General features: G+C 63.4%; 23 protein-coding genes and 1 tRNA gene. 14 read left to right on the plus strand and 10 right to left on the minus strand.

All coding sequences use genetic code 11. The annotated features are described in order from the left end of the window. Positions 1-834 carry an ABC transporter permease gene (locus N7E70_RS16375; RefSeq protein ID WP_157097081.1) on the plus strand — a complete coding sequence of 278 codons (834 nt, stop codon included), beginning with the start codon at positions 1-3 and terminating at the stop codon, positions 832-834. Positions 835-904: 70 nt separating this feature from the next. Next, a complete protein-coding gene (locus tag N7E70_RS16380) occupies positions 905-2,068 on the plus strand; it encodes an ABC transporter substrate-binding protein (RefSeq protein WP_263006993.1) in 1,164 nt (387 codons plus the stop codon). Between the two features lie 137 nt (positions 2,069-2,205). Here the strand turns inward: N7E70_RS16380 and N7E70_RS16385 are convergent, their stop codons facing one another. Genes N7E70_RS16385 through N7E70_RS16395 form a run of 3 tightly spaced genes read right to left on the minus strand, consistent with a single transcriptional unit; the run spans position 2,206 to position 5,334 of the window. Continuing rightward, positions 2,206-3,288: an ABC transporter substrate-binding protein gene (locus N7E70_RS16385; RefSeq protein ID WP_263006994.1), complete on the minus strand. Its 1,083-nt coding sequence runs from the start codon at positions 3,286-3,288 to the stop codon at positions 2,206-2,208. After that, positions 3,285-4,691, minus strand: coding sequence for a sensor histidine kinase (locus N7E70_RS16390; RefSeq protein WP_263006995.1), 1,407 nt, complete (start codon positions 4,689-4,691; stop codon positions 3,285-3,287). The genes N7E70_RS16385 and N7E70_RS16390 overlap by 4 nt, the downstream gene beginning before the upstream one ends. After that, positions 4,657-5,334, minus strand: coding sequence for a response regulator transcription factor (locus tag N7E70_RS16395; RefSeq protein ID WP_154384147.1), 678 nt, complete (start codon positions 5,332-5,334; stop codon positions 4,657-4,659). The genes N7E70_RS16390 and N7E70_RS16395 overlap by 35 nt, the downstream gene beginning before the upstream one ends. Before the next feature lie 263 nt (positions 5,335-5,597). Between N7E70_RS16395 and N7E70_RS16400 the strand changes: the two genes are divergently transcribed. The 3 genes from N7E70_RS16400 to N7E70_RS16410 all read left to right on the plus strand — a co-directional run bounded on the left by N7E70_RS16400 (position 5,598) and on the right by N7E70_RS16410 (position 8,674). Next, the gene (locus N7E70_RS16400) at positions 5,598-6,569 is read left to right on the plus strand and encodes a Bug family tripartite tricarboxylate transporter substrate binding protein (protein ID WP_246786990.1); all 972 of its coding nucleotides are present in this window, start codon (positions 5,598-5,600) and stop codon (positions 6,567-6,569) included. 110 nt (positions 6,570-6,679) lie between these two features. Next, positions 6,680-7,135: a tripartite tricarboxylate transporter TctB family protein gene (locus N7E70_RS16405; protein WP_263006996.1), complete on the plus strand. Its 456-nt coding sequence runs from the start codon at positions 6,680-6,682 to the stop codon at positions 7,133-7,135. A gap of 21 nt (positions 7,136-7,156) precedes the next feature. Then, the gene (locus N7E70_RS16410; protein ID WP_154384149.1) at positions 7,157-8,674 is read left to right on the plus strand and encodes a tripartite tricarboxylate transporter permease; all 1,518 of its coding nucleotides are present in this window, start codon (positions 7,157-7,159) and stop codon (positions 8,672-8,674) included. Positions 8,675-8,927: 253 nt separating this feature from the next. Here N7E70_RS16410 and N7E70_RS16415 read toward each other — a convergent pair. From N7E70_RS16415 to N7E70_RS16425, 3 genes are all read right to left on the minus strand, one after another. Continuing rightward, a tRNA-Glu gene (locus N7E70_RS16415) sits at positions 8,928-9,002 on the minus strand. Positions 9,003-9,081: 79 nt separating this feature from the next. Continuing rightward, complete coding sequence (locus N7E70_RS16420; RefSeq protein ID WP_182574074.1) at positions 9,082-10,221, minus strand: YcbK family protein; 1,140 nt, start codon at positions 10,219-10,221, stop codon at positions 9,082-9,084. Between the two features lie 286 nt (positions 10,222-10,507). Continuing rightward, on the minus strand, positions 10,508-12,337 hold the full coding sequence (locus N7E70_RS16425; protein ID WP_067961699.1) for a PHA/PHB synthase family protein: 1,830 nt from the start codon (positions 12,335-12,337) through the stop codon (positions 10,508-10,510). A 144-nt stretch (positions 12,338-12,481) separates the two neighbouring features. On the opposite strand from N7E70_RS16425, the gene N7E70_RS16430 reads away from it, so the two are divergent. The 5 genes from N7E70_RS16430 to recJ all read left to right on the plus strand — a co-directional run bounded on the left by N7E70_RS16430 (position 12,482) and on the right by recJ (position 18,475). Beyond that, positions 12,482-12,826 carry a hypothetical protein gene (locus tag N7E70_RS16430; protein WP_246670701.1) on the plus strand — a complete coding sequence of 115 codons (345 nt, stop codon included), beginning with the start codon at positions 12,482-12,484 and terminating at the stop codon, positions 12,824-12,826. A 48-nt stretch (positions 12,827-12,874) separates the two neighbouring features. Further along, a complete protein-coding gene (locus tag N7E70_RS16435; protein ID WP_067961704.1) occupies positions 12,875-14,092 on the plus strand; it encodes an LL-diaminopimelate aminotransferase in 1,218 nt (405 codons plus the stop codon). Positions 14,093-14,144: 52 nt separating this feature from the next. Further along, positions 14,145-15,461: a homoserine dehydrogenase gene (locus N7E70_RS16440; RefSeq protein WP_154384153.1), complete on the plus strand. Its 1,317-nt coding sequence runs from the start codon at positions 14,145-14,147 to the stop codon at positions 15,459-15,461. A gap of 192 nt (positions 15,462-15,653) precedes the next feature. Next, the gene (glpX, locus tag N7E70_RS16445; RefSeq protein WP_067961708.1) at positions 15,654-16,628 is read left to right on the plus strand and encodes a class II fructose-bisphosphatase; all 975 of its coding nucleotides are present in this window, start codon (positions 15,654-15,656) and stop codon (positions 16,626-16,628) included. Positions 16,629-16,684: 56 nt separating this feature from the next. Beyond that, positions 16,685-18,475 (plus strand): single-stranded-DNA-specific exonuclease RecJ, encoded by a 1,791-nt coding sequence (gene recJ, locus N7E70_RS16450; RefSeq protein WP_263006997.1) that lies wholly within the window; start codon positions 16,685-16,687, stop codon positions 18,473-18,475. A gap of 13 nt (positions 18,476-18,488) precedes the next feature. Here recJ and N7E70_RS16455 read toward each other — a convergent pair whose 3' ends face one another. From N7E70_RS16455 to folE, 3 genes are all read right to left on the minus strand, one after another. Then, positions 18,489-19,454 carry a patatin family protein gene (locus N7E70_RS16455; RefSeq protein ID WP_154384154.1) on the minus strand — a complete coding sequence of 322 codons (966 nt, stop codon included), beginning with the start codon at positions 19,452-19,454 and terminating at the stop codon, positions 18,489-18,491. 85 nt (positions 19,455-19,539) lie between these two features. Continuing rightward, entirely contained in the window at positions 19,540-19,995 is a 456-nt protein-coding gene (hisI, locus tag N7E70_RS16460; protein WP_263006998.1) for a phosphoribosyl-AMP cyclohydrolase, read from the minus strand. 37 nt (positions 19,996-20,032) lie between these two features. Next, positions 20,033-20,674 (minus strand): GTP cyclohydrolase I FolE, encoded by a 642-nt coding sequence (gene folE / locus N7E70_RS16465; protein ID WP_067961716.1) that lies wholly within the window; start codon positions 20,672-20,674, stop codon positions 20,033-20,035. 235 nt (positions 20,675-20,909) lie between these two features. Between folE and N7E70_RS16470 the strand changes: the two genes are divergently transcribed. Then, positions 20,910-21,338 carry an iron-sulfur cluster assembly scaffold protein gene (locus N7E70_RS16470; protein ID WP_263006999.1) on the plus strand — a complete coding sequence of 143 codons (429 nt, stop codon included), beginning with the start codon at positions 20,910-20,912 and terminating at the stop codon, positions 21,336-21,338. Here N7E70_RS16470 and N7E70_RS16475 read toward each other — a convergent pair. Next, on the minus strand, positions 21,320-22,261 hold the full coding sequence (locus tag N7E70_RS16475) for a LysR substrate-binding domain-containing protein (RefSeq protein ID WP_263007000.1): 942 nt from the start codon (positions 22,259-22,261) through the stop codon (positions 21,320-21,322). The two genes, N7E70_RS16470 and N7E70_RS16475, sit on opposite strands and share 19 nt — an antisense overlap. 94 nt (positions 22,262-22,355) lie before the next feature. On the opposite strand from N7E70_RS16475, the gene N7E70_RS16480 reads away from it, so the two are divergent. The 3 genes from N7E70_RS16480 (at position 22,356) to blaOXA (ending at position 23,978) form a co-directional block, all read left to right on the plus strand. Beyond that, positions 22,356-22,520 (plus strand): hypothetical protein, encoded by a 165-nt coding sequence (locus N7E70_RS16480; RefSeq protein WP_154384157.1) that lies wholly within the window; start codon positions 22,356-22,358, stop codon positions 22,518-22,520. Positions 22,521-22,616: 96 nt separating this feature from the next. Further along, positions 22,617-22,979, plus strand: coding sequence for a membrane protein insertion efficiency factor YidD (gene yidD, locus N7E70_RS16485; protein ID WP_263007001.1), 363 nt, complete (start codon positions 22,617-22,619; stop codon positions 22,977-22,979). Between the two features lie 213 nt (positions 22,980-23,192). Continuing rightward, the gene (gene blaOXA / locus N7E70_RS16490) at positions 23,193-23,978 is read left to right on the plus strand and encodes a class D beta-lactamase (protein WP_263007037.1); all 786 of its coding nucleotides are present in this window, start codon (positions 23,193-23,195) and stop codon (positions 23,976-23,978) included. Positions 23,979-24,114: the final 136 nt, after the last annotated feature.

The following is a 24,114-nucleotide window of genomic DNA, read 5'->3' on the forward strand; positions in this document are numbered from 1 at the left end:
ATGACCGACATGACCCACAATTCAGACCTGCCGACCGGAGGCTCTGGCCTTGCCAGTGCCACGGGAATCGTCAGCGGCATGGGCGGCCAGGGTGCGCGTGAGATCATTGCGATCCTTGCCGTTGCCGTCCTCGTCATCGGCGGCGGTGAATTCCTGCTGCGCTTCTTCGATGTCCCTCAGTTCATCCTGCCGGCACCGTCGACCATTGCCGCCGTCTTCGCCTCGCCGGAGATTACGACAATCTCGCAGCACTATGGCTACACGCTGTTCGAGCTGTTTGCCGGTTACGCCATCGGCGCCTCGATTGGGCTGGTGCTGGCGGCCGTTATCACGCAGTTCCCCTTCGTCGAGAAGGTGATCACGCCATACATCCTGCTTCTGGTGACCACGCCGATGTTGGCGCTGGTGCCGTTGCTGATCCTGAATTTCGGCTTCGGCTACACGCCGCGTGTCATTGCCGTCGCCCTGGCCTCCGGCCCGATGGTGATGGTCAACGCGGCGACCGGCTTCAGGCGCGTCGATGCCGGCAAGATCGCGCTTGCGCGGTCATATGGCGCCAGCACCTTGCAGATATTCACCAAGATCCGCATCCCCATGGCGATGCCGATGGTCATCGTCGGACTGATGATCGGCGCAATCTTCGGAATGATCACCGCAGTGGGTGCCGAGATGTCGGGAGGCGGGTTCGGCATAGGCAGCCGACTGACGACCTATTCGTCGACGCTGCGCATGCCCGAATTCTTCGCCTGCATCCTGATCCTCGCGGTCACGGGCATCGCGATCTACGCCTTCTTCTTCTGGCTCGGAAAGAAACTCGCCGGCTGGGAGAGCTGATTGGCCGGGCGGGGAATGACCGCGCCCGCCAGCGCCACCTGACCGCGGTCTTCTGTATCGAGGACATGCAATGACAACGACCAACATTTCACGCCGCAGGCTGCTCCAGGTGGGAGCGGGAGGCCTGGTGACGAGCACGGTACTCGGAGGCAGCCTGTTCAAGCCGGGCATCGCATTCGCCAAGCCTTACGCCTCGCCATTCAACTGGATCTCGCCGCGCGGGACCATCGAGGTAATGGACGACTACCCCTATTGGGTGGCGAAGGAGATGGGCTATTTCGGCGATCTGGGTGTCGAGACGGCAATGCAGCCGGGGCCGTCGGATGGCACTGCCGTGGTCAAATTCCTGGCCGTCGAACAGGCCGACATTGGCTTCCCATCACCAGGCGTGCTGTCTTATGCCGTCAACAGCGGGATGGATCTGGTTTCGGTCTTCGGCAGCGGCAATCTCGACCTCTTCAACTTTGCCTTCCGCAAAGGCGAGGGCGTGCAGGATCTTGCCAAGCTCGAGGGCAAGACGGTGCTGCTCGGGTCGGCCGCATGGCAGTCGATCTGCGATCCGATGTTTGCAGCTGCCGGCGTTGACCCGAAGTCGATCAAATATGTCGAAGCCGGCTGGCCAACCTGGACCACGGCACTCGCGAGCGGACAGGGCGATGCCTGCCTGGCCTGGGAAGGGTTGCGCGCCGACCTCTCGGCCAAGGGGCTCGACTTCGACTACTGGCTCGGCATGCGCGGCTCGCCGCTGCCGTCCAATTCGCTGGTCGTACGACGTGCCGACATCGAGGACCAGGACCGCCGCCACTTCCTCGCCCAATATCTCAAGGGTTGGGCCATGGGCAGCGCATTTGCCGACCGCAATCCACGGGCCGCGGCCGACATCGTCTTCAAGGCACTGCCGACGACGAAAGCGAATTACGGCCCGCGCTATGGCACGGAGAGCCTCATGCAGATCCATCGCACCTTCAAGGGCGACATGGCGAAGCGGAAAGGCTGGGGCGAGCACGACATCCGGGGCTGGGACAGCTTCTTCAAGATCCTGAAGAAGATCGGCCAGTCGTCGATCGACATCGACACGGAGCGGTTCGTGACCAACGCCTTCATCGCCGATGCGAACAAATTCGATGTCGCGGCGGTGCATGCCGATGCCGACAATTATGCCCTGCCTGAGGCTCTTGCCTCTATCGACATGGCCAAGGTCGAGGCCGGCTTCTACGGTAACGTCATCAACTGATCTCGACGGAACGCCCTCGGCGGCCTTGATCCGTTCGAGGACCGCCGCGCCGCGTTCACCGTCGTCCCGTGGCACGGAGACCGTGCGCGGCTGTTTGAAAATCTGGCGAGGTGACGGCGCGCCCCGTGCAAGGCAGTCTACTTTCCGCCGATCAGCCGGATCCAGTCGTCGATAAATCGCGCCCGCTGGAGTTGGTCCTGAGCGGCAAGCAGCGCAGGCCCTATGTGAATCGGCCTGCCGATGCCTGACGAGACGAGGCTCTGGGGACCATCGACATTCGGCGGAATCGTTCCCTTGCGGGAAAAGAAGAAGGCCTCGCGCTCGGCCACCTGTTGCCCTCTGTCGGACAGCAGGTAGTCGATGAAGCTTTCCGCAAGGCGCTTTTGCCTGGCACCCATCGGCACCATAGCGCCGCGGCTCAGGATCAGCGTGTAGTCTCGCGGCAGCACGATGCCGAGCTTTGGATTGCGGCGCGCTGCGGCATAGGCATAGGAGCCGAGGATGTTGTAGCCGATATAGACATTGCCGCTGGCCAACTCCGATAGCACAGCGTTGTTGCAGCAACGCAGAACGGGTGCAGCGCGGCTCAGGCTCTCAAGCAGGCGACCATAGGTGGTCGAGGCCTGCTGCGCGTCGAGGAAGGCCAGGAGATAACCGATGCCTGATTGCCTGAGGTCGTAGGTGCCGACCCGGCCCCGGTAGTAATCAAGCCTGAAGCGCAGCAGATCGGCAAGTGCGGCATGGCCGCGCGGCACATCCTCAAGAGGTACGAAGTCCCTGTTGTAGATGATGACGGATGGCTCGAAGGTGAAGCCAAAAACCTCGTTGCGCCAGTTGGCCCAATCGGGCACCGCAGCCGTTTCCGCCGATACATGAGACAGTGCGCAGCCGTCATTGGCCAGCTTGACCAGTTGGTCGACCGACGAGGACAGCAGCACGTCCGCCGCCGATGTGCCGGTCCGGCAGGCGGCGTCGGCATCTCGGTAGAGGTCGTTGGTGACGAAGTCGGAATAGTCGACCGCAATGCCGCGGGCGGTGGCCTGGAAGTCACGGATCAGCGGCTCCATGGCCTCGATGTCGGTCGCGCCATGGACCACGAGGCGATCGGCCTCCTTGTCGAGTGCGGGGAAAAACGTCCGGGTGCCCTCGACTGCCTGTGCACCGACGACCCAGCCGCACAGGGCCAACGCCGAAAGCAGATTGCGAGTCACGAAGGTCATGCAACTGCTCCATGCAGGGGCAGGTCGAGGATTACAGCGAAGTTGCGATCGCCTTTGGTGCGGAAACGAATGATACCACGATGGATGGCCGCTACTTCGGCGGCGATGGCAAAGCCGAGGCCCATGCTGCCTTCCTCCGACTTGGTGCTGACGAAGCGCGCCGTGATGCGTTCCCAGTCTGCTTCGGGAATGCCAGGGCCGTCGTCCTCGACTACGACGAACGCGCGCCCGCCTTCGGCCGTCACGCTGACGGCGAGATGCGCGACCGCGCCGTGACGTAGCGAATTGTCGACGATGTTGGCAATCGCTTCGCGCAGGCTGACCGCATCGCCGAGCACCGATACCGCGTCGGTTCCGACTTCGAACGACACCACCATGTCGGGATCGACCGTTATCGGAATCGCGCTGCGAAAGGCCTTGCGGGCCACATCGGCCAGGTCGACCACGTCAAAGCGGACCGCGTCGGAACGATGGATCACCATGGCGCGGCTGAGCAACTGGTTCGTCAGTCTTGACAGCTGCCCGACCCTGTCGCTGACGCGCTCCAGGTGGCGCCGGCCGCTCTCGTCCATTTCGACATCCTCAAGCAGCGAGACCTGCGCTGAGAGCGCTGCAAGCGGGGTGCGGATCTGATGGGCGGCGTCGGCAATGAAGCGCTGAAGTACGCCGACGCGCTCGTTGAGCCGGCCCATGAAATGGTTGATCGAGCCGACGAACGGTCGGAGCTCGCGCGGCACGGGAACCGCGATCGGCGTCAGGTCCTGCGGATCGCGCAGGCGAAGTGCTGCGCCGAGTTCACCCACCGGGCGCAGCGAGTAGCGTACGGCGAGCACTGTACCGGCCAGCGCCAGAAGGCTCATGATGCCGACGATCAGCATGGCCCGGCCGGTCAGCTCTCCAGCAAGCGTGCGGCGCGCCTCGGTGGTCTGGGCGATCACGACATAGGCCCAGCCCGACAATGACGGATCGGACAGGACGCGTGACACCGCAGCCACGCGCACCGGCACGCCGCGGTAGGTGGTGGACAGGAAGATGGGCGCGGCGCGTGCCGGCATGAGATCTTCGGGCTGGCGCAGGTCGTCATAGCCCGTCAGGGTCCGACCATCAGGGCCGATCACCCGGTAGAAGATGCGGTCGCGCTCGGCGAGCCCGAGCAATTCGAAGGCCGACGTCGGCATGGTTACGGCAAGACGGCCGGAATCGACGGTCATGTTGGCGGTGATCTGGAACGCCGCGCCGAGCAGCAGCCGGTCATAGGCATTGTCGGCGGCGGCGCGCGCATAATACCAGGCGGCGGTGGCGAGCAGCGCGGCGCCGCAGACCAGCACCAGCGCGACGCGCAGGACGAGGCGCGAAAAGAGCGAGCCTTCACGCAGCATCGTCGACCAGCAGCTGGTAGCCAAGGCCCCGGATGGTGACGATCCGCACCGAGGAGCCTTCGATCTTCTTGCGCAGGCGGCCGACATAAAGCTCGATGGCGTTCTGTCCCGGTGGGGCCTCGTCGAAGCCGAACAGGTGATCGAGCAGTTCGTCCTTGCCAAAGACGCGGCCGGGACGATTGGCCAGCACTTCGAGCAGCGCGATCTCGCGGCGCTTGAGCTGCACCTCGCGATTGCCGACGCGGACCGAGCGGCTGTTGCGATCGAGCACGAGGTTGCCGCATTCGATGAGGTTCGTCGCGTCACCGGCGCGTCGGCGCAGAAGCACCCGCACCCGCGCCTCGAGTTCGCGGAAGTCGAACGGCTTTACCAGGTAGTCGTCGGCGCCGAGGTCGAGCGCGCCGACGCGATCCTCGATCTCGGAACGCGCCGTGAGTATCAGCACCGGCGTGGACTTCCGGTGCTGGCGCAGCCGGCGCAGAATCTCGAACCCGTCCAGCCCCGGCAGCATGACGTCGAGGATGACCAGGGCATAATCGGTAAATTCGAGGATGTCGGCGGCTGCCTGGCCGTTCGACTGCCAGTCGACGGTGTGTCCGATCTTCTCCAGCCGACGGCTGATGGCCTCCCCGACATCCCTCGTGTCTTCGACCAAAAGGATGCGCATGCGCAAAGCTGTTGCACGGAATGTCGGGCCGATCAATCCGTTCGAATCCGATTGCCGTGACAGGATGGTGACAGCTTGGCGTCGGAACCAGAAGGGGCTCGGCACCGGGAGGTGGATGCCGCGCGCTGGGAGGATTTCGCTTTTCTGTACCGTGACTTAGCTGTCACGGCGCATACGCGCAGCTTTGTCTTTTCCCAGCTGTTGAACATCGCTGCGGATGCCCCGGCGGGCGTCGCGCCAACAACTGACATGGGAGCGAAACCGTGAACAACGCCACTCTGAAAACCATCGCCGCACTCGGCCTGCTGGGTGCCCTTTGCCTGCCTGCGGCAGCCGAACCGGCCAAGCCCGAATGCCTTGCCGGCGCCAAGCCCGGCGGCGGCTTCGACCTGACCTGTCGCCTTGCCGCCAACGCGCTTTTGGAAGCAAAGCTGATCAAGGCACCTATGGCCGTCACCTATATGGAAGGCGGCGTCGGCGCCGTCGCCTACAACCACGTCATCGGCAAGCGCGGCTCGGATTCGAGCCTGATCACTGCCGCCTCGACGGGCTCGGCGCTGCTGATCGCGCAGGGCAAGTTCGGCCAGTATGACGAGAGCGCTGTGCGCTGGCTCGGCGCACTGGGCGCCGATTTTGGCGTGCTCGTGGTCGCGGCGGACTCGCCTTACAAAACGCTCGGCGAACTGATCGAGGCCTACAAAGCCAATCCCTCCGAGTTCTCCATCGCCGGTGGCGGCGCCGTCGGCTCGCAGGACTGGATGAAGGGCTCGCTGCTGGCCAAGTCGGCAGACCAGGACGCCAAGCAGATGCGCTATGTCGCGCTCGAAGGCGGCGGCGCCGTGCTGACTGCACTTGAAGGTGGGCACGTGAAGGTGGGCGCCGGTGATGCGGCCGAAATGGCCAAGCATCATGCCGCCGGCAAGGTCAGGGTGCTCGCCGTCATGGCGCCCGAGCGGCTGCCGGGCGACCTCTCCGAGGTGCCTACCGCGAAAGAGCAGGGCATCGACATCGAGTGGCCGGTCTGGCGTGGCTACTATGTCGGCAAGGACGTTTCCGACGCCGACTACCAGTGGTGGGCCGACGCTCTCAAGAAACTCTCTGCCACCCCTGAATTCGTCAAGGAGCGCGAAGCGCGCGGCCTCTATGAATACACTCTCATCGGCGCCGACTTCGATGCCCAGGTGAAGGCCGATGTGGCCCGCTTCAAGGTGATGGCCAAGGAAGCGGGCATGTAAGCCCGTTCCAGCCGGTTTTCCAATCCGCATCAGATCGATGGCCGGCGTTCCTGCCGGCCACCACCTTCCCTTGCGCGCCACGCTCAGTGGCGCAGACCACGGAGGTCGTCATGACCGACAACAACGACACATCCCAGCGCATAGGCAGGTTTGGCGGGCTGGCCCTGCTGGCGCTCGCAATCGTTTTCGGCATCGGCGGCAGCCGGATCGAATACGCCTTCTCGTCAGATCCGCTCGGCCCACGTGTGGTGCCGGTGATGCTGGCAGTCATCCTCGCCCTGCTTTGCCTCATCTATCTGCGCAACCCCGGCAAGTCCGAAGGCTTTCCGTCGGGACAGCTGCTGCTCCGGATTCTTGCGGTTCCCGCGCTCATGCTGGTCCCGGTGCTGTTGATGGAGCCGCTCGGCTTTGCCGCCTCCATCCTTTTGCTGACCACTGGCGTCGGCTGGATATTCGGCGCGCCGCTGCGCCTCGCCGTAATCGGTGGCGTGTGTCAGGCGCTGCTGTGGTGGTTCGTCTTCGCCTACCTCCTCGACGTCTATCTGCCCTCGGGCCTGTTCGGCTGAGCGGCGGCAAAGGAGACAACAATGAATCTCGAATATCTCTGGGCCGGCTTCGGCATCGCCCTCACGTTCCAGAACCTCATCATCGGCCTCGGCGGCTGCTTCATCGGCACGCTTGTCGGGGCACTTCCAGCAATCGGCCCGATCAATGGCATCGCGCTGCTTTTGCCGATCGCCTACACCATGGGCCTGCCGGCCGAGAGCACCATGATCCTTTTGGCCGCGGTCTATTGCGGTGCCGAATATGGCGGACGGATCTCGTCGATACTGCTCAACGTGCCGGGCGACGCGGGTGCCGTGATGACCGCGCTCGACGGCTACCCGATGGCGCGCCAGGGGCGTGCCGGCGAAGCCCTCATGCTCTCTGGCGTCGCTTCCTTCGTCGGCGGCATGATCGGCGCGACGGGACTGGCCTTGTTCGCCCCGGTGCTCGCTGGCCTTGCCATCGGCTTCGGCCCGGCTGAATATTTCGTGCTGATGGTGTTTGCCTTCGCCACGCTCGGCTCGATGGTCGGCAGCCAGCCGGTCAAGACGCTGATCGGCTGCACACTTGGCCTGATGCTGGCAACCGTCGGCCTCGATGCGACGTCGGGCGCCTATCGCTTCACCTTCAACGAGCCGGAACTCGGTGACGGAATCGAATTCGTGGTGCTCGTCATCGGCCTGTTCTCTGTGTCGGAAGCGCTGTTGATCCTCGAGCACCAGTCGACCGGCGTGACCGTCATCCGCAAGCTGGGGCGCATGACGGCCAGGATGAGCGACATGGTGAAGTCGATAGGTGCCACGCTGCGCGGCTCTGCCATCGGTTTCGTCGTCGGTGTGCTGCCGGGCACCGGAGCGTCGGTGTCTAGCGCCGTCAGTTACACCACCGAGAAGCGAATCTCGGACACCGAGGGCACCTTTGGCAAGGGCGACGTGCGCGGCTTGGCCGCCCCCGAAGCCGCCAACAACGCCACCGCCTGCGGCGCGTTCGTGCCGATGCTGACGCTTGGCGTGCCGGGCTCCGGCACGACGGCGGTGATGCTGGGCGCGTTGATGCTGTACAACATCCAGCCGGGTCCGATGCTGATCGCCGAAAGGCCCGAGGTCGTCGGCGGCCTGGTTGCTTCGCTGTTCGTCGGCAACTTCCTGCTGCTGCTGCTCAACCTGCCGCTGGTCAACATTTTCGCCCGCGTTCTGACCGTGCCGAACTGGCTGCTTGTGCCCGGCATCCTCGTGCTGTCGATCGTCGGCGTCTATTCCACGCACTCGTCGGTGTTTTCGATTCTGCTGATGCTGGGGATCGGCATGTGTGGCTGGCTGCTCCGCAAGGCCGGTTTCGACATGGCGCCGATCATCCTCGGCTTCGTCCTCGGGCACGTCATGGAGGTAAACCTGCGCAACGCACTTGCCATCAGCGGCGGCGACATCTCGATCCTGTTCCACAGCACGATCTCGATCGTGCTCTGGGTCCTCGCCGCTGTCGTTGCCGTTCTGCCCCTGTTCCTTGCCAGAAGGGCACGGCAGCGGGCCGTCGCCAACGAGGCCGAAACGTCAGCCTGACCAGGTCGAGGCGCCAGGCGGCGCGCTACACCCTTGCCATGCAACGTCCGGCTTGCGAGTCGGACGTTTTCTTTTCCGGATGTCCAGAAACGCAGCTCCTCAGGCGCTGTCTTGCTGCAGCAGCCCAGGGCAAGCGCCAATCGAATGGGAGGTCCGATAATCGGCAGAGAATACAGGCTTCCGGCCCAAGAAATGCTTGCTCAACCGTCGTGCGACGGTGTCGACAAACTCAGAGCTAAATGTATGAAAAACCTGGTACGCCCAAGGGGAATCGAACCCCTGTTACCGCCGTGAAAGGGCGGTGTCCTAACCGCTAGACGATGGGCGCGCTCAGGTGAGGCGGTGTATAGTTGGCTTGTTCGCGACAGGCAACCCGTCTTTTTGCTGCGCCGCGAAATTTTTTCGACTTATCCACGGCGACGGCCGCAACGCCAGTTCCAGTCGCGTTCCGGGCCGACGTCGATGTGGACGGAATTGGTGTGGCAATAGGTGCCGACACCGCCGCGGCCAGGCATGGCGCGCAGATACGTCGCCAGTTCCCACTTGCCGACGCCGGGAATCTGGATGTCGGCTGCCGCGCAATACATGTGCTGCGAATTCTTGGCGCCGCGGGCGCGACGGTTGCGTTCCGGGTTGCGATAGCCCGATGTCACGATCATCTTCTTGCCGTAGTGCTGCTCGGCGGCCTTGAGGATGCGCACCAGCGACGGCTTCAGGCAGGCGACATCGACGCTTTCATGCTGCTTGAGCAGCCCGTTAGGCGCGAGGCGCGCCATGCCGGCAGCCGATGCCGTCTGGTACAGTTCTGGATCCTCGTCCTCGTGCAGGTCGACGTCGCTGTCGTCGTTGAGGCCGGACTTGCGCTTGATTTCGAACAGATCGGTGGTGCGCACGCCCGGCAGCGCCCAGTTCGAATCGCCGCCCGACGAGCCGCCCAGCGACGCAAGCTCCACCGGCTTTGCTTCAGTTTTTGCCGAGGCCAGCGTGATGATCGGCTTGGCCTTTTCCTCGGGTGCCTTCGGCTTGGTTTCAGACGATTCGTCGCCCATCGCGATCAGCGGCCTTGCCTTCTGTTCGGCGGGCGCAGGTGCTGCCTTGGCAGATGAAGAGCCGAACAACGAGGCGAACAGCCCCTTCTTCTTGGGCGCCTCTGGTTCGGCTGCCGGACCATTGGTCAGGATGAAGCCGGTATCCTGCTGCACCGGCGGCTTGGCCGGTTTTGCGTCCGCAGCCTGGGAAGCGACAGCTGCTGTCTTCGGCTGCTCCGCTGTGGCTGCCGTCGCGACCTGCTGCGGCTGTTCGGCACTGGCGATGGCGACTTCCGCTGCGTTTTCGCTTCCCGGCTTGATCAGTGGGACATAACCGACCTGGTCGGGCAGGGCAGTGTCGCCTGCCGTGCTCATCGTTGCCTGGGCCACTGATGTGGCTGGGGCGCCTGCTGCGGTCACGGATTGGGCAGTGGTTGTTTCGGTGGTCGTTGCGGCGTTGGCCGCAGGATTTGTCAGGTCGAAATTCGGCTCGCCCGTCGAGGAGCAGGACACGCTCATGAGCGAAACCAGCACGGTCAGCGCAACGCCGCAGCGCCGGTCTGCGAATCGCAGTCGTCCTGACGTCAAACCGGATCCCCTCTCATGCACTGCAGGCCAACGATTACGCTTGGCGATTGAAATCGAACATCTACGCAACCACGCTTCCGCAGAAGAAGCGGCACTCAAACTTGTGGCAATGATCCCCCAGTAAGCGGGCTAGGCGCCAATTAAGGCGAGATCATGATAGGCGCCATGTTTTCGCCCTCTTGGTAAAGGGCGTCAATTCAATGCCTGTGACAGCTGGTTACACGCGTACCTTCACATAGCTGCCGGGCGCATCCTCTAGCACCCGCCCGCTTATGCCAGGCTTGCGTGCCGCAACGCGGGTGTCGTCCTTGGCTTCGATCCAGCGCTGCCAGTGCGGCCACCACGAGCCAGGCGTCTCGGCAGCACCCTTCAGCCATTCGTCGAAATCGCCTGATGGCTTGCCTCCCGACCAAAACTGGTACTTGCCGGCGGCGGGCGGATTGACCACGCCTGCGATGTGCCCAGAGCCGCCGACGACATAGTCGACATCGCCACCGAAATACTGGCAGCCGAGGAAGACCGAGCGGGCAGGGGCGATGTGATCCTCGCGCGCAGCGAGGTTGTAGACCGGAATGGTGACGTCGGCGAGCGAGATGGTTCGGCCGGCCAGCTCCATCCTGCCTTGCGACAGGTTGTTCTCGAGATAGCAGTTGCGCAGGTAGAAGGAGTGATTGGCCGCTGCCATGCGCGTCGAATCGGCATTCCAGTAGAGCAGGTCGAACGGCGTCGGCTCCTTGCCGCGCATGTAGTTGTTGATGACATAGGGCCAGATCAGGTCGCCCGAGCGCAGCATGTTGAAGGCCGTCGCCATCTTGGTGCCGTCGAGATAGCCCTTGTCCTTCATCGCTCCTTCGAGAGCCTTGATCTGATCCTCGTCGACGAACACCTTGAGGTCACCGGCATAGGTGAAATCGACCTGCGTCGTGAAGAAGGTGACCGATTGGATGCGGTGGTCACCTTCCTGTGCCAGCAGCGCCAATGCTGCCGCCAGCAACGTGCCGCCGACACAGTAGCCGATGGCGTTGACCTTGGTTTCTCCCGTCGCCTGCTCGACGATGTCGAGTCCATATTGCAGGCCTTCGCGGATATAGGCTTCCCAATCCTTCAGGCCGTGGCGCTGGTCTGGATTGATCCAGGAGATGACAAAGACCGTGTGGCCCTGCTCGACCGCCCACCGGATGAAGGATTTCTGCGGGTTGAGGTCGAGGATGTAGAACTTGTTGATCCATGGCGGGCAGATCAGCAGCGGGCGCTTCAGCACCTTGTCGGTGGTCGGCGTGTACTGGATGATTTCCGCGACGTCGCTGCGGCCGACGACCTTGCCCGGCGTGGTGGCGATGTTCTTGCCGATCTCGAAGCCGCTGTAGTCGGCCTGCCGGAGCTTGAGGTCGCCCTTGCCGGCCGAAATGTCCTCGGCAAACATCTTCATGCCGCGCACTAGGTTCTCGCCGTTGCTGGCGACGGTTTCGCGAAACAGCTCCGGATTTGTGAGGATGAAATTGGACGGCGAAATCGCGTTGGCAACCTGCTTGACGTAGAAGCCGGCCTTGTGGCGGGTGTGCTCGTCGAGACCGTCGGCATGGTCGACGAGGTCGCCGGCCCAGCGCGCAGTCACCAAATAGGCCTGCTTGAGGAAATCGAAGAAGGCGTTGCGGCCCCATTCGGGATCGAGGAAGCGCTTGTCGCCGCGTTCTGGCTTGACGGCGTCGTCGACCTCGTCGCCGCCCATGCGCTGGATCGACTTGCTCCACACGTCAAGATAGCCGGAGAACAATCGGGTCTGCGCTTCCAGCGCGCGTTGGGGGTCGGACAGCCAGTATTCGCTAAGCTTGGAGAAGGTCTTGACCATGTCGGCCATCGGCTCGGCGACGGTGTCGCGCACCTCGCCCTTCTCGCGCGGTTCGGCCCAGGCGGAGGCTGCCTTCCCGGCCTGCTCGATCATGCGGGCCATGTTGAGCGCAAAACGTTCCGGATCTTTGACGAGGTATTGCTCGACGGAGGAGGGGGTATCGCCACTCTGCTTGTCCGAATCGTCTACCTTCGCCATGGTTCTTGCAGGTCCTCCCAAAGCGCCCATTGTTGACATAGTATCATGTGACGTCTTACCGGGTCCAACGCGCTCTACCGCGCCTGTCGGGGAAACTTTATGACATATAGTGTTGGTCGGAATGTTTTTTTCTGCTCCCGCGTGATGTTGTCCGCGGGCGTGCTGGCATTGGCCATTGCCGCTGCCGGCTGCACCAGCACGACCAGCGCCGACAGCAGCGCTGCACCGGCAACCGGACGTGGCGCGCAGGATACCGGCACCTACCCCAATCTCAACATTGCGCCTGAGGTGGCCGCCGCCCAGTTCACCGAGGACCAGAAGGCCGCCAAGCTGGCCGAACTCCAGGCTGCCAGACAGCGCCAGGGCGCCAAGGCCGGCGCAGGCGGTGGCAATTCGGCGGCGATGACCACGCTTGCCAGAAAGCACGGCGACGACACGCTGAAGGCCATCGAAGGCAAGTGCGAGACTATCGACCCCGCCTGCAATTGAGTGTATATCGCGCACGCATCGCCGAGCCCCCGTTTACCTGGAACTGACATGGAAGAATTTCACAAGGTCCGCCGCCTTCCGCCCTATGTCTTCGAGCAGGTCAACCGGCTGAAGGCCAGCGCCCGTTCGCGGGGCGCCGACATCATCGATCTTGGCATGGGCAATCCGGACCTGCCGACGCCGACCGCCATCGTCGACAAGCTGTGCGAAGTGGTGCGCGACCCGCGCACCCACCGCTATTCGTCGTCGCGCGGCATTCCCGGCCTGCGCCGCGCCCAGGCCAATTATTATGCCCGCCGCTTTGGCGTGAAGCTCAATCCCGATACCCAGGTCGTTGCGACGCTGGGCTCGAAGGAAGGCTTCGCCAACATGGCGCAGGCGATCACCGCGCCTGGCGACGTCGTGCTGTGTCCGGATCCGACCTATCCGATCCACGCTTTCGGTTTCATCATGTCGGGCGGCGTCATCCGCTCACTCCAGGCCAAGCCGGATGACGGCTTCATTCCGGCGCTCGAGCGCGGCGTCCGCCACTCGATCCCCAAGCCGCTGGCGCTGATCCTCAATTATCCGTCGAACCCTACGGCCTTCGTCGCCTCGCTCGACTTCTACAAAGACGTCGTGGCGTTTGCGAAGAAGCACGACATCATCATCCTGTCGGATCTTGCCTATTCGGAGATTTATTTCGATGGCAATCCGCCGCCCTCGGTGCTGCAGGTGCCGGGCGCGATCGACGTCACCGTCGAGTTCACCTCGATGTCGAAAACGTTTTCGATGCCGGGCTGGCGCATGGGCTTTGCCGTCGGCAACGAGCGCCTGATCGCCGCATTGACCCGCGTGAAGTCTTACCTCGATTATGGCGCGTTCACGCCGATCCAGGTGGCGGCAACTGCCGCGCTCAATGGCGACGGTGCCGACATAGCCGAGGTGCGCGAAGTCTATCACAAGCGCCGCGACGTGATGGTCGACTCGTTCACCCGTGCCGGCTGGGAAATCCCGGCGCCGGCGGCGACGATGTTTGCCTGGGCACCGATCCCGGAGCCGTTCAAGCATCTTGGTTCGCTCGAATTCTCCAAGCTGCTGATCGAACATGCGGACGTGGCTGTCGCTCCCGGCGTCGGCTTCGGCGAGCACGGCGACGACTATGTGCGTCTGGCGCTGGTCGAAAACGAGCACCGCATCCGCCAGGCAGCACGAAGCATCAAGCGCTTCCTGCAGACCACAGCCAAACACCCCAACAACGTGGTTCCGCTCGCAGCCCATCGCTGAGCGGCACCGCGCCACATTCCCAGAACGATTGAAATAAAGAGGCGCCGCGACCATGGCTGAAGCATTGCGTGTTGGAATTGCCGGTCTCGGCACGGTCGGTGCTTCGGTGGCGCGTGTGCTGCGCGACAAGGGCGCCGAGCTCACCCGGCAATGCGGTCGCGAAATCGTCGTGACCGCCGTTTCCGCCCGCGACCGCAGCCGTGATCGCGGTGTCGACCTGAGCGGCGCGCAATGGTTCGATGATCCGATCGAGCTGGCCGAGAAGGCCGACATCGACGTCTTCATTGAATTGATCGGCGGCGACGAAGGTGCTGCGCGCGCCTGTGTGCGTGCCGCGCTCGATGCCGGCCGCCATGTCGTGACCGCCAACAAGGCGCTACTCGCCAAGCATGGCGTGGCACTGGCCGAGGTCGCCGAGAAGAAAGGCGTACTGCTCAACTACGAAGCGGCCGTTGCCGGCGGCATCCCTGTCATCAAGACCATGCGCGAGGCGATGGCGGGCAACAGCGTCAATCGCGTGTTCGGAATCCTCAATGGCACTTGCAACTACATCCTGACGCGCATGGAAGCCGAAGGCCTGACCTTCGAGGCATGCCTCGCCGACGCCCAGCGCCTGGGCTATGCCGAGGCCGACCCGACCTTCGACATCGAGGGCAACGACACCGCCCACAAGCTCGCCATCCTGACCAGCCTGGCATTCGGCTCGAAAATCGCTGCCGACGACATCTATCTCGAAGGCATCTCCAACATCACCCAGGCCGACATTCGCGCAGCGGCTGAACTCGGCTACCGCATCAAGCTGCTTGGCGTTGCCCAGCGCACCGATAGCGGCATCGAGCAGCGCGTGCACCCGACAATGGTGCCGACGGCATCCGTCATCGCCCAGGTCCACGGCGTCACCAATGCGGTGGCGATCGAAACCGACATTTTGGGCGAGCTGCTTCTATCCGGCCCCGGCGCCGGCGGCAACGCCACGGCGTCGGCCGTCGTCGGCGACATCGCCGACATCGCCAAGAGCCGGCCCGGCTTCCAGCATGGCCCGGTGTTCGGCCGTCCGGCCAAGGAACTGAAGCCGTACAAAAAGGCGCAGATGCGCAGCCATGCCGGCGGCTACTTCATCCGCCTGACTGTGCATGATCGCATCGGCGTCTTTGCAGCGATCGCCAAGCGCATGGCCGACAACGACATTTCGCTGGAATCGATCGTCCAGCACGCCAATGGCACCGAAGGCGGCATCGCCCAGAAGACTGTCATCCTGGTGACCCACGAGACCACGGAAGCTGCCGTGCGCAAGGCTGTCGACGGCGTGACCAAGGACGGTCACCTGACAGACAAGCCGCAGGTCATCCGCATCGAGCGCGCCGGTTAAGCTGGCGCCTGTTCTAGGGGGTGCAAATGTGCCCCCCTCCCAGGCAGTCAAGCGCCATTACCTTTCAATCGATTGATATTGTTTCGCTTTCGATAAAGCGGGCAACAGGTCTTGCCGTTGTCATGCGGGTTTGACAATAAGAGCCGGCCCGGTTTGGGCGCTCCGAACTCATCGACTTCAGGACCCAGTATTATGGCGAAAAGCGTTGTAGCCGGCCTCGACCGGATTCTCACCATGGAACTCGTGCGCGTCACCGAGCGGGCCGCCGTGGCTGCAGCCAGGCTGCGCGGACGCGGCGACGAGAAGGCCGCCGACCAGGTTGCCGTCGACGCCATGCGCCAGGAACTGAACCGCCTTGCCATCAACGGCACGGTCGTCATCGGCGAAGGCGAACGCGACGAAGCTCCGATGCTCTACATCGGCGAGGAAGTAGGCTCCGGCGGCCCCGATGTGGACATCGCGCTCGATCCGCTCGAAGGCACCACCATCTGCGCCAAGAACCTGCCCAACGCCCTTGCCGTCATCGCCATTGCCGAAAAGGGCAGCCTGCTGTTTGCGCCTGACGTCTATATGGACAAGATCGCCGTCGGCCCGGGTTATCCCGAGGGTGTCATCGACATCGACGCCTCGCCGGCCGACAACATCGCCAGCGTTGCCAAGGCCAAGGGCGTGCCGGTCGAAGAAATCACCGCCTGCATCCTCGACCGTCCGCGCCATTCCAAGCTGATCGAAGCCGTGCGCGAGACCGGTGCTGCCATCCGCCTGATCGGCGACGGCGACGTGGCCGGTGTCATCCACACCACCGATCCCGAGGAAACCGGCATCGACATCTATCTCGGCACCGGCGGTGCGCCCGAGGGCGTGCTGGCTGCTGCTGCGCTGCGCTGCACCGGCGGGCAGATGCTTGGACGCCTGATGCTCGACACCCCTGAGAAAGTTGCGCGCGCCGCCACCATGGGCATCACCGACCCCAAAAAGGTCTACCGCGTCGAGGAGATGGCGCGTGGCGACGTGCTGTTCGCTGCCACCGGCGTCACCGACGGCAACATGCTTGCCGGCGTCAAGTTCGGTCGTGACTCGATCACCACCCACACGATTGTGCTGCGCTCGTCGTCCAAGACCGTGCGTGAGATCAAGGCACGCCACCAGGATCTGGAAAAATTCTGATTACGCGCCTGTTGCGGTCGCCTATGGTCGATCCGAAGCGGGTGGACCTCAACTGAATGGCGACTGAAAAGCGTAACTTTCTCGGCGTAAGGCGTTCGGCCACCGGTGTTTCCTGGGAACATCGCCTGACCGAACGCCAGGACATGCTGGCGCTCGCCATCGCCCAGGGGCATGGCGTGCCCGACATCGTCGCCCGTGTGCTTGCCGGCCGCGGCGTGCTGCCCGAGGACACCGAGCGGTTCCTCGATCCCACCATCCGCGACCTGTTGCCCGATCCGGCCTCGCTGACCGACATGGACAAGGCGGCATCGCGCCTTGCCGACGCGGTGCTGCGCAGCGAAAAGGTCGCGATCTTCGGCGACTATGACGTCGACGGTGCCTGTTCGTCGGCGCTGGTGAAGCGATTTCTCACCCATTTCGGCATCGAGTCCGAGATCTACATTCCCGACCGCATCTTCGAAGGTTACGGCCCGAACCCGGATGCGATGCGTGAGCTCATCGGGCGCGGCGCGAGCCTGATCGTCACCGTCGACTGTGGTACCAACAGCGCCGCCTCCATCGACGCGGCCAACGAGGCCGGCGCCGATGTGGTGGTGCTCGATCATCACCAGGTCGGCGGCGCGATGCCGAATGCCGTGGCCGTGGTCAATCCGAACCGTGACGACGATCTCTCCGGCCAAGGCCATCTCTGCGCTGCCGGCGTCACCTTCCTGGCCTTGGTGCAGACGGCAAAGGTGATGCGCGCGCGACTGCCTGACGCGCCGCGTCCCGATCTGCTCAAGCTGCTCGACCTTGTGGCACTTGCGACGGTCGCCGACGTCGTGCCGTTGACCGGCGTGAACAGGGCCTTCGTCGTCAAGGGGCTGCAGGCCATGCGCCAGCAGAACAATGTCGGGCTAACGGCACTCGCCCGCGTTGCGCGCATAGGCGAGCCGCTCAACACCTTCCACCTGTCGTTCCTGCTCGGCCCGCGCATCAATGCCGGCGGGCGCATCGGCGACGCGGCGCTCGGCAGCAAGCTGCTTGCCACCGACGATCCGGTCGAAGCCGGAACCATCGCCGAAACGCTCGACCGCCTGAACCAGGAGCGCCAGGCGATGGAAACGGAGATGCTGGCCGAGGCACGCGCCGAGGCCGATGCCGAAATCGGCGCCGGACCGGGCCCGGCCGTGTTGGTCACCGCGAGCACCACATGGCACCCCGGCATCGTTGGCTTGCTGGCATCGCGTCTCAAGGATCACGCGCGCCGCCCGGCTTTTGCGATTGCCTTCAACCCGAATGGCGTTGGCACAGGGTCAGGCCGTTCCGTGTCCGGTTTCGACCTTGGCCGGCTGGTGCGCGAGGCGGTCGAAGCCGGACTGCTGGTCAAGGGTGGCGGGCACGCCATGGCGGCCGGCATCACCGTTGAGCGCGCCAAGCTGGGCGAGTTGCGCGCCTTCTTCGAACAGCGCGCCGCAGCCGACGTGTTCCGCCTGCAGGATGAGGAAAGCCTGAAGATTGACGGTGCGCTGGCCGCGGAAGGCGCGACGCTGAACCTCGTCGACGCGCTGGAGAAAGCAGGACCGTTCGGGGCAGGGCATGTGCCGCCCGTTTTCGTCCTGCCAAGGCATCGCATCGCCGATGCCAGGCTGGTCGGCTCCGCACATATACGCATCGACCTGCGTTCGGAAAGCGGCGGCAAGGTCCAGGCGATGGCGTTCAGGGCGGCAGAGACGCCACTTGGCGATTTCCTGTTCCGGAACCGCGACCGTGCAATACACGTCGCCGGCTCGATTTCGGTCAATCATTGGAATGGCAGCCGCACGGCCCAGTTCAGGATCATCGACGCGTCGCTGGCCGGTCCTTGACCGAGAATTGGTCTTAGCCGAGAACCGCCTGAAGCCTCAGGATCTCTTCCATCTGCGCCTTTGTCGCCTCGTAGCCGAGCCGGATGGCCTCGTCGGCGCGGTGGAATTCGGACAGGCCGATCAGGCCGAGCTTGGGCTGGATCGACAGATCTGGCGGATCGCCGGCCAGCCGCGCGCGGGAAATGCGATCCTGGATGATGTTGAACGCTTCGACCATGACACCGGTGATGCCGAGTCGTGCCTCGCGCTCGCTTTGAGCGGAGTTCTCTCCCGGTGCAGCCGGACGCTCGACCACCAGTTCGCCAGCGCTATGCTTGATCACTGCCGCGCGGCCGAACAGGTCGTAGTGCAGGTTGACCGCAACGACCAAGGGCTGCTCGTTGGCGCGGCAGACCGAAACCGGCACCGGATTGACGAGCGCGCCGTCGACCAGCACGCGGCCGTTGCAGGTGACCGGCTCGAACACGCCGGGCAGGGCGTAGGACGCCCGCATCGCCTTGATCAGCGAACCGCTCGACAGCCAGATCTCGTGGCCGGTGCGGATTTCGGTCGCAACGCAGACGAAGGGTTTCGGCAGATCCTCGAAGGTGATGCTGCCCATGTGCTGCTGCATGCGAGAATCGAGCTTCATGCCGCCGAACAGTCCGCTGCCGCCGAGCTTGAAGTCGAACAGGCCGAAGATACGGCGCTTGGTCAGGCTACGGGCGAATTCCTCGAGCTGGTCGAGCTTTCCGGCGAGATAGCAGCCACCGACGAGGGCACCGATCGAAGTGCCGGCGATCATGTTGATGCGGATGCCGGCTTCATCAAGCGCGCGCAGCACGCCGATATGGGCCCAGCCGCGTGCAGCACCTCCGCCGAGCGCCAGTGAAATGCCGTTCTGTCTTGCTGTTTCGGGAACGTTCGAGCTTGTGCCGGAAGAAAAGCCATTGGCTTCGCGGACGTTCTGGCGCGCATAGAATGACGCCCATTCGAGCATCGCACACTCCTTGTTCCCAAATACAGACTACTCCCGACCCCGTATTAAAATCGTGAATCTCTGTGTTCTGGAACAGGTAGCCGGTTCACGTTTTCTTGCGGTAGGTCTCGTCGACATCGAACAGCGGATCGCTGCCGTCCGCGCTGAGCGTCGCGACACTGCCTTGTCGTCCCACCGTCCGATAAAAACAAGAACGCCGGCCGGTGTGACAGGTTGCGTCGTGGCCGCTCACTTTTACCTTGAGCCACACCGCGTCCTGGTCGCAGTCGGTGCGAATCTCCTGGACGTGCTGGAAATTGCCCGAGGTTTCGCCCTTCTTCCAAAGCGCGTTGCGCGAGCGCGACCAATAGTGGGCGATGCCGGTCTCGATCGTCAGAGCCAGCGCTTCGGCATTCATGTGCGCGACCATCAAGAGCATGCCGTCGGCGGCGTCGGTCACCACGGCGGTGACCAGACCGTTGACGTCGAAACGTGGCGAGAACAGCTCGCCCTCTTCGAGGGCGCGCTTGTCGTTGGAAACTTCGGGAAACTGCACGGTCATCGCCGGGGTCCTAACTCGGGGCTCCGGCGAAGCGGGATCAGATCCCGCCGCCGCCGGCTCGTACCATGGTCACGAACCGGACCTGTTCTTCGGGGGTATCCCGGAAAACGCCGGTGAATGTGGAGGTCAGGGTCGTCGAACCCTGCTTGCGGATGCCGCGCATGGCCATGCACATATGCTCGGCCTCGATCATCACGGCGACGCCGCGCGGATTTAGCACGTCCTGGATGACTCCGGCAATCTGCGCCGTCATCGCTTCCTGCGTCTGCAGGCGGTGGGCGAAGATATCGACGACGCGGGCGATCTTGGAGAGACCGACGACCTTGCCATCCGGCAGATAGCCGACATGAGCCTTGCCGATGATCGGCACCATATGGTGCTCGCAATGCGAATGGAACTTGATGTCACGAACGATGACCAGGTCGTCGTAGCCGGCGACTTCCTCGAATGTGCGGCCAAGCTCGTCGGCCGGGCACATGTCGTAGCCATTGAACATTTCACGGAAAGCCTTGGTCACGCGCTTGGGCGTGTCGATCAGGCCTTCGCGCTGTGGATCGTCGCCGGTCCAGCGCAGGAGCACCTTCACAGCGGCTTCGACCTCCGCCTCGGTCGGGCGGTCGGTTGCAGGCTTGTCCATATAGGCTGATTGCGGCATCAGCTTCTTCGCTACGGCATCCATATCAGGCGTCTCCAGTAGTCCCTGTCAGAGCAGGGACGAGTTGAACGGACACAGCCACTTTAGGGACCACCGGAACGAGTGCCGTACCCAAAGCTGCTTATCTTGCTCAAATCCCGATGCCTTTTCAGCTCCTTGTCGGGAGGCGAGCGCCACCATTATATATGGGTGAAGACGACGATTGGAAGATGCGTCAGCGACAAGAGTTGTTCATGACACGCACTCAGAGTGAAAAAAGTTGATCGACGACATCTATAACACGAAAATTCTCGGGTTCGCCGGCAATATCGGCCGGCTCGGCCGGCTCGATCACCCCGATGCGACGGCGACAGCACATTCCAAGCTGTGCGGGTCGACGGTCACGATCGATCTGGCGATGAAGGACGGTATCGTCACCGACTTTGCCCATGAGGTGAAAGCCTGCGCTCTGGGCCAGGCGTCGTCATCGATCATGGCCGAGCATGTCGTCGGCGCCAGCGCCGATGAATTGCGCGCCGTGCGCGACACGATGCTGCGCATGCTCAAGGAAGGCGGCACGCCGCCGGAGGGCCGATTCGGCGACCTCAAGTATCTCGAGCCGGTGCGGGACTATAAGGCGCGGCACGCTTCGACGATGCTGACCTTTGACGCCGTGGTCGACGCCATCACTCAGATCGAGCGCAGATAGGCTGACGCCAGGCATTTGTCGAGAACCTCGAGGCTGTCGGCGAACTCGGCCTTGATCCATTCGGCGAAGCACTGTGCCGGCTCGGACAGCTTGGCCAGGTTCTTCGCAACCAGCCAGTAGCCGCCGCAGACGACATTGGTTTCGAACGGTTTGACCAGCGTTCCCGCCTGAAGCTCCTCGTAGACCAGCAACAGGTCGCCAAGGGCGACGCCATGGCCGAGCATCGCCGCCTGTTTCGACAATGCGGCGTCGGCCAGCAACGGGCCGCGCTCCGGGACGGATGCCTCCTCGGCGCCCGCGGCCTCGAACCAGCGTGCCCAGCCCTGGCGGTTTTCCTCATGCAGCAATGTGTAGCGGCGCAGGTCGGCGGGAGAGTCCAGCGGTGGGCCGGATGCCAGCAGCGCAGGCGACAGGATTGGCGAATCGACGACCATGCCCAACAACTCCGACTCGCTGCGTGGCCATGAGCTATTGTGCGCGCTGAAGCGCAAGGCGAGCTCGGCCTGGTCGCTGCGGAAATCGATCAGCCGCGGGTCGACGTCGAGGGCGATCTCGATGTCGGGGCGCATCTCGCGGAATTTGTTGAGCCGCGGCAGCAACCAACTTGCGGCGAGCGCCGGTTCGGCGCTAACGCTGACTACCGAAAGCGAGGGCCTCGTCGCCAATTCCGAAAGGCGGCGGTCGATGTCGTCAAAACTTTTGACCAGCTGCTGCAGCAGTTTCTGACCGGGTTCCGTCAGTTCGACACGGCGGTGGTAGCGTACGAACAGGGGCTGGCGCAGGAAGCTTTCCAGCTCGCGAATCTGGCGGCTGATGGCGGCCTGGGTGACGAACAATTCGTCTGCCGCGCGGCTGAAACTCAGATGCCGTCCGGCCGCCTCGAAACTTCTCAATGCCGTCAGCGGAAGCCGCCCGCGGTTCATTCGCATAATCTCAAGTTATCCAAGCTTGACGTTATACTCGTTTGAAGAGCACGGCTAGAGGCCGTCTAATCCTTCCATCCAAGGAGGCAAGACAATGCCAACGCTCTTCAACGCCTACGCCGAAATGTTCCGCATCGCGACCTTCCAGGTCGACCACGCCACCCGGAGAACCAAGTGCTGCGACGCCGACCGGCTTCAACTCGACGCTCCGCAACGGCGGTGCCCCCACCGCGGGGCGAAGCTTGGCTGGAATGCGTGACACGGCGCCGCAGCGGCGAGGTGGTAGATGCCGAACATTGCGTCTGCATGGCGAAATGGACATCTATAGCGAATAGATTCCGATCCGGCAGAGACGATGGACCACGGACACGACCATCCACACGGCCCTGCTGCGCGCGGCCGCAACTGGGCCGGACCGTGGCGCAGGACGCCAGGCCGCGTGCTTGGCACCTCGCTGGTGCGGTTCTACCAACTGACGCTTTCGGGCTTCATCGGCAATTCGTGCCGGCATATGCCGACCTGTTCGGAATATGCGCATGAGGCGATCGCGCGTCATGGCCTGTGGGCCGGCGGCTGGATGGGGCTGTTTCGCGTGCTGCGCTGCGGGCCATGGGGCACCCATGGCATCGACCGGGTGCCGGAGAGCCTCGGCGCGCCTTATGCCTGGTATATGCCGTGGCGCTATTGGCTGATCGGCCGACGGCCATCGGAGCATTGAGGCGCATGCGCCGCGCACCGCGTGGCATATCAGTTAATGCCGATATTTTTCGGTTTACCGTTTGGTCAGGCTAAGATGGTTCAGTCCAAATTGAGCCATATTCGAGACAATAGCCGTCCATAGTCCTTTGGCGCCCAACCGACAGAGGATGTCACGACAGTGCTTGCTTCATTTCGTCGATCTTCGATCTTCGTTTTTTTCTCCCTTCTTGCGGTGCCTCTTGCTCAGGCGCAGGCGGCTGCCAATGATCCGGCGCTCAAGCCAGTGTTCGAATGCACGCTGATCGTCGATGCCCAGAGCGGCGCCACGCTGCGCCGTGACGGCACTTGCGACCGGCGCGTGAGCCCGGCATCGACATTCAAGGTGCCATTGGCACTGATGGGCTACGATGCCGGCATCCTCAGCGACGCGCATACGCCGCGCTGGGACTACAAGCCTGAGTTCAACGCCATCAAGCGCGACCACAGGCCTGTCGATCCGACGATCTGGGAGAAGGACTCGGTCGTCTGGTACTCGCAGCAGATCACCCGCAAGCTCGGCCATAAGCGGTTTGCCGGCTATGTCCAAGGCTTCAGCTATGGCAATGGCGACATCTCGGGCAATCCAGGCAAGAAGGATGGCCTGACCCACTCGTGGCTGAGCTCGTCGCTGCAGATTTCGCCAGATGAGCAGGCGGCATTCATCAGGCGTATTCTCGATCGTAAGCTTTCGGTCTCGGCCAAGGCATACGACATGACCGGCCTGATACTGCCTGCCTTCGACGCCGGCGACTGGAAGGTCCAGGGCAAGACCGGCACCGGCTGGCTGACCAACAAGGCAGGCGCCCAAAATCGCAGCAGGCCGTTTGGCTGGTTCGTCGGTTGGGCCGAAAAGGATGGCCGGAAGGTCGTCTTTGCCAGGCTGTTCGTCAACGAAGGCAAGAGCCCGGTACTCATGGGACCAAAGGTGCGCGCCGACTTCCTTGCTGACCTGCCGGCGCTGATGAAGCCTGCCAACTAGCCTCACCACGGCTCGGATCTACGACAGCGGCGCGCAACTGCCGCTGTCTCGCTTTACGGCGGCGCAAACTGCCCCTAAAAGACCACCGTTGCCGGACGCATCCGGCTTTTTTTTACCACCCGCGCTCGTTTGCGGG

The organism is Aminobacter sp. NyZ550, from assembly GCF_025628925.2.
Lineage (GTDB): Bacteria > Pseudomonadota > Alphaproteobacteria > Rhizobiales > Rhizobiaceae > Aminobacter > Aminobacter ciceronei.